The organism is Streptomyces sp. NPDC058674, assembly GCF_042716505.1.
GTDB lineage: Bacteria > Actinomycetota > Actinomycetes > Streptomycetales > Streptomycetaceae > Streptomyces.
This window is the reverse complement of the sequence record NZ_JBHXSC010000132.1, coordinates 1-5,080: the sequence shown is the minus strand read 5'-3', so window position 1 is coordinate 5,080 and position 5,080 is coordinate 1. Positions and strand designations below refer to the sequence as shown.

The window sequence follows — 5,080 nt, the reverse complement described above, 5'->3', positions numbered from 1 at the left end:
GTGAGTTCCTAGACAGCTCCCACCACACCGGAGGTCTTCGTCATGTTCAAGACCTGCCGAGTGTCAACAACGCTCGTGATCAATACAGCTAGGCCTTCCCGTGGCGTGCCGGCCCGCGCCGGGTCTCGCGAGCCCCGGCGCGGGCGGCGCGGTCCGGCGCGGTCCGTGCGCTCGTCGCGCCGGGATGCACCGGCCCGCCTACGCTGGAGGGGACCTTTGCCCTCCCCCACGGCGGAAGGGGGCAGCCATGGCTCCCCTCTCGAAGGCGGGTGCGGCACTGACCGCGCTCCGCGAGGACCTGGCCGGCGAGGTGTTCGCGCCGGGGGACCCCGGCTACGACGGGGCCCGGAGCGTGTTCAACGCCCTGGTCGACCGCCGTCCCGCCGTCATCGCCCAGTGCGAGAGCGAGGCCGACGTGGTCACCGCGGTGCGGTTCGCCCGTGGACTGGACCTGTCCGTCGCCGTCCGCGGCGGCGGCCACAGCGTGGCCGGGAACGCCAGCGGAGACGGCGCCCTCGTCGTCGACCTGCGCCGGATGTGCGAGGTGACCGTCCATCCGGCGGCCAAGGCGGTGCGGGTCGCCGGCGGAGCGACCATGAGCCACCTGGACCGGGCCTGCCAGCCCCACGCGCTCGCCACCACGGGCGGCCGCGCCTCGACCACCGGCGTCGGCGGCTTCGTCCTCGGCGGCGGATCCGGCTGGCTGGACCGCAAGTTCGGCCTCGCCGTGGACAACCTGCTGGGCGTGGACCTGGTCACCGCCGACGGCGAGACCCTCACCGCGACCGCCGAGGACCACCCCGAGCTGTTCTGGGCCCTGCACGGGGGCGGCGGCAACTTCGGCGTCGCGACCTCCCTGACGCTGCGCCTGCACGACCTGCCCGCCATGTCGATCGCGATGCTCATGTACGCCCCGGAGCACGGGCCCGAGGCCGCCCGCACCTTCCGGGACCTCGTCGAGAACGGCCCGGTCGAGGCGAGCGGGGGCATCCTCTACCTGACCGCCCCGCCCGAGCCGTTCGTCCCGCCGCACCTCGTCGGCACCCTCCTGTGCGGCATCCTGCTGACCTACGCGGGGCCCGAGGAGCCGATGCGCGAGCTGGCCGGTCCGCTGCTGGCGATCCCGCACGAGGTGGAGATCGTCACCGCCATGCCGTACGCGGACCTCCAGTGCATGATCGACGACCCCCCGGGGATGCGGAACTACTGGTCCGCCGAGTACCTGACCGGGCTGCCGGACGAGCTGGTCGACGTCTTCTGCGCCCGCGCCCGCTCCATGCCCGTCCCGACGGGCACCCAGCACATCCTCTTCCCCCTGGGCGGGGCCATCGCCGACGGCCCGGCCCACTTCCCCGTGCCGTACCGGGACTCGCCCTGGGCGGTGCACCCGTTCGGCATCTGGGAGGACCCCGCCGACGACGAGCGGTGCCGGCAGTGGGTGCGGGACGTCCGGGCCGACGTGCGGCCGTGGAGCACCGGTGCGGTGTACCTCAACTTCACCGGCGACGAGGGGTCGGAGCGGGTGGCGGCGGGGCTGGGCGAGGAGAACCTGCGCCGGCTGGGAGACGTGAAACGGCGGTACGACCCCGACAACGTCTTCCGCTTCAACCACAACATCAAGCCCCGCTGACCCCCTGATAGCGTCCCGCGATATGGACAACCAGGGCGGGATCACGGTTCAGCGGGCACTGGAGCTGCCGGGGCTGCGCAGCGGACTGCCCGAGGTGGTGGCCTGCGCCGACCGGTTGGGCCGCACCGTCCGCTGGGTGCACGCGGGCGAGGTCCCCAACATCGCGTCCCTGCTCAAGGGCGGCGAGCTGCTGCTGACCACGGGCCTGGGCCTCGGCACCCGGCCCGCCGATCAGCGTGCCTTCGTACGCCGCCTCGCCGACCGGGGGATCGCCGCGCTCGTGGTCGAGCTGGGCCCGCGCTTCACCAGGCTGCCCGCGACCCTCGTGGAGACCGCGCGGACGGCCGGCCTGCCCCTGGTCCAACTCCATCGGGAGGTCCCCTTCGTCACCGTCACGGAGGAGGTCCACACCGAGATCGTCAACGGCCACTACGCCCTGCTCCAGCGGGCCGAGGAGGTCCACCGGCGGTGCACGCAGGCCCTGCTGGGCGGCGGCGGCATCCCGCAGGTGCTGCGCATCCTGGCGGACTTCACCGCGAACCCGGTCTTCCTGGAGACCCCCGACGGCCAGCTGCTGTACGCGGCCGCCAGCTCGGCCGGGGACGCGGGCGCGGACCCGCTCCAGGTGTGGGAGGGCCTGCGCGGCCAGCGCGAGGTCGAGGCCTCGGCCAACACGGTGGTGGTCGACGTGCCGGGCGGCGGCCACGGCACGGGCTCGGTCCGCGCCCGGGTCGTCCTGGTCGGGGTCTCGGCTCCGCTGGCTCCCGTGCACCGGATGGCAGCGGAACGCACCGCGGGCGTCCTGGCCGTCGTCCTCATGCAGGCGCGGCAGGAGGACGAGCTCGCGGCGCGCGGCCGGGGCGACTTCCTGACGGACCTGGCCGAGGGCCGCATCTCGGCGGAGGACGCTCCCGCGCAGGCCCGCGTCCTGGGCTTCAAGCCGGGCGCGGGGCCGCTGCTGCCGGTGGTCATGCGGCTGGGCACGGACCTGGGCCCCTCCGGCAACTGGGCCGTGCTGGCCCGCGCGGTGCTCGAAGAGCTGTCCTCCGTCGGCGTGCCGGTGCTGCTGGGTGTGCGGCCGGTCGAGGGCCGCGTCCCGCTGCTGGTCTCGCTGCGGGCGGAGTCGGAGCGTACGGCGGTGGCCGACCGGGTCGCGCTCGCGCTGCGGGCGGGCGTGGAGCGGGCGGGCCTCGACCGCGCCGCCGCGCCGCCGGCCGTGGTCGTCGGCGTCGCGGGCGGCTGGGCGGCCGCATCGGCGGGGCTGCGGCACGCGGCGGAGACCGCCACGGCGGCCCACGGCCTGCCCGCCCGCCCCTGGTACGACGCCCGGCGCCTGGACATCGACCTGCTGCTGTGGCGGCTGCGCGAGCACCCCGACCTGGCGGCGTTCGTGGACCGCGCGATCGGTCCGCTCCGGGCGCACGACGTGGCCTCGCGGCCGCCGCTGCTGCCGACGCTGGAGACGTACCTGGCCCATGCGGGCCGCAAGGCGGAGACGGCTCGCGAGCTGCACCTGAACCGCCAGACGCTGTACAACCGGCTGGCCCGCATCTCGGAGCTGCTGGGCACGGACCTGGACGACCCGGAGACGGTGCTCTCGCTCAGCCTGGCCCTACGAGCCCGCCGCCACACCACCACCCCGTAGACGGCGCCGCCCGCGGCCGCCCTCCCGCGAACCCGCAGACGGCGCTCCCGCCCCACCCGGGCCCGCGAGCCCGCCGCCCCACCGCCACCCCTCGGGCGGGGCCGCCCGCCCGGCCGGCCGGCGATCGGGGGCTCCGCCCGGGCCGGCCCGGCCGGAGCCGCGGCCCGAGCGGCCGCCGCCCGGCGCGGGGTCCGCTCCGGCCCCGCCGGCGGTCGGGGCGGGGTCCCGGTACGCGGGCCGCACCCGGCGGGCAGGCCGGCCGGCGGGAGTTCAGCGCCCGCGTTCCACCAGCTCGTCGTACACCGACAGGACCTGCGCCACCGTGTCGTCCTCCGACGGCCACGTCGCCGCCTGCGCCCGCCCCGCTTCGGCCAGCGCCGCCCGCCGGGCGCCGTCCCGCAGCAGCTCCGCCACGGCGTCGGCCAGTGCCGCCGGGTCCCCGTACGGGACCAGGGCCGCGCCCTCCCCCACCAGTTCCGGCACGCCGCCCACCGACGTGGCGACCAGCGGCACCCCCGCCCGCAGTGCCTCCTGCGCGAGCGGTGCCCGCCCCTCCCAGCGGCTCGGCAGCACCGCCACGTCCGCCGCGGCCATCAGGTGCGCCGCGTCCCGGCGGCGTCCGAGCAGCCGGACGGGGAGGCCCTCGGCCTCGATCCGCCGGGACAGCTCCGCCCGCAGCGGCCCCTCCCCCGCGATGACGAGCAGCGGGGCGGGCTCCAGAGCCCGCCATGCGCGCGCCGCGTCGAGCAGGACGGAGTACCCCCGGTGCGGCACCAGGCTCCCGACCGCGATCAGCAGCGGCCTGCCCACCGCGCCGAGGTCCGCCCGTACCTTCCCGGGGTCGGCGGGCTCGGGGCCCTCGGGCGCCCGCGGGACCGCCACCGGCGCCAGCCGGGCGTCGCGCGCACCCCGGAGCCGGGCGAGGTCCACCTGGTTCGAGGAGGCTCCCAGGACCACCGCGGCGGCCCGCGCCACGTGCCGTTCCAGCAACCGGCTCAACCGCCCGAGCGCGCCGGCGGCGGGGCCGTCGCCGTGCCAGCTCACCACCAGCGGCACGCGGCGCCCGCGCAGGGCCAGCGCCGCCCGCATCCCCGCCCGTACGCCGTGCGCGTGCACCACGTCGGCCGCCGCGCAGGCAGCCCGCAGCGCGCTCGCCGCGTCGGGCTCGAACCGCGCGCCCGCGCCGGTGAAGTCGTACTCGCCCTCCGCGGCGACGGGCGCGCACACGGTGACGCGCACCCCGCGGGCGGCCAGCCCGGTCGCGAGCGAGCGCACGTGCGCGCTGCTGCCCGCGCCCGCACCGGCGCCGAGTACGTGGACGGTGCGGAGCGGCGGCCGGCCGTAGGGCTGTGCGGGGACCGGGGAGGAGACCGGGGAGCTGCTCACGGGCCGGGGCTCCAGGGTGAGGGGGTCAGAGACGTGGCCCAGGATGCCAGCCCGTACGCGCGTTCCGGGACCATACGGGTGCGTATCCCGTACGAGACATCGCCGGACGCCCCCCAGGCTCACCCACACGGGCTATTCCCGGGGCCGGGGAGGGCGCGAAAAAGGGGCCCGCGCCGCAGCGCGCGCCCCGGGCCCGGGTCCGCCGCCGGCCCGTGCCGTGACCGGAGGAGGCCCCCCGGGCCGCGGCGCCCGGCGCGGCGCACCGTCCCGGTCACAGCACTGGGCCCTGTCGTCAAAGTCCCGCCTGGCCCGCGGCGCCCGGCACCGCACCTCGCCGCGTTGTCGGGGCGCCCGAGTACGTCCAGTACTCGGGGGCCCCACCCCCATGGGGTGGTCCGCGGGCGGGACCCCCGGCCGGG

At 77.2% G+C, this 5,080-nt stretch carries 3 protein-coding genes; 2 read left to right on the top strand and 1 reads right to left on the bottom strand.

Annotated features, from left to right (window positions below):
* Positions 1-247: 247 nt before the first annotated feature.
* Together ACFWU6_RS33500 and ACFWU6_RS33495 are read left to right on the top strand one after the other, a co-directional pair.
* Positions 248-1,630, top strand: coding sequence for an FAD-binding protein (locus tag ACFWU6_RS33500; protein WP_383812044.1), 1,383 nt, complete (start codon positions 248-250; stop codon positions 1,628-1,630).
* Between the two features lie 22 nt (positions 1,631-1,652).
* Positions 1,653-3,275, top strand: coding sequence for a PucR family transcriptional regulator (locus tag ACFWU6_RS33495; protein ID WP_383812046.1), 1,623 nt, complete (start codon positions 1,653-1,655; stop codon positions 3,273-3,275).
* Between the two features lie 270 nt (positions 3,276-3,545).
* On the opposite strand, the gene ACFWU6_RS33490 is transcribed toward ACFWU6_RS33495, so the two are convergent.
* Complete coding sequence (locus ACFWU6_RS33490; RefSeq protein WP_383813290.1) at positions 3,546-4,661, bottom strand: glycosyltransferase family 4 protein; 1,116 nt, start codon at positions 4,659-4,661, stop codon at positions 3,546-3,548.
* Positions 4,662-5,080 lie beyond the last annotated feature (419 nt).

What these genes read in the sequence shown, in the direction of transcription:
- ACFWU6_RS33500 (WP_383812044.1), top strand. Translation starts at nt 248, where the DNA reads ATGGCTCCCCTCTCGAAGGCGGGTGCGGCACTGACCGCGCTCCGCGAG.
- ACFWU6_RS33495 (WP_383812046.1), top strand. Translation starts at nt 1,653, where the DNA reads ATGGACAACCAGGGCGGGATCACGGTTCAGCGGGCACTGGAGCTGCCG.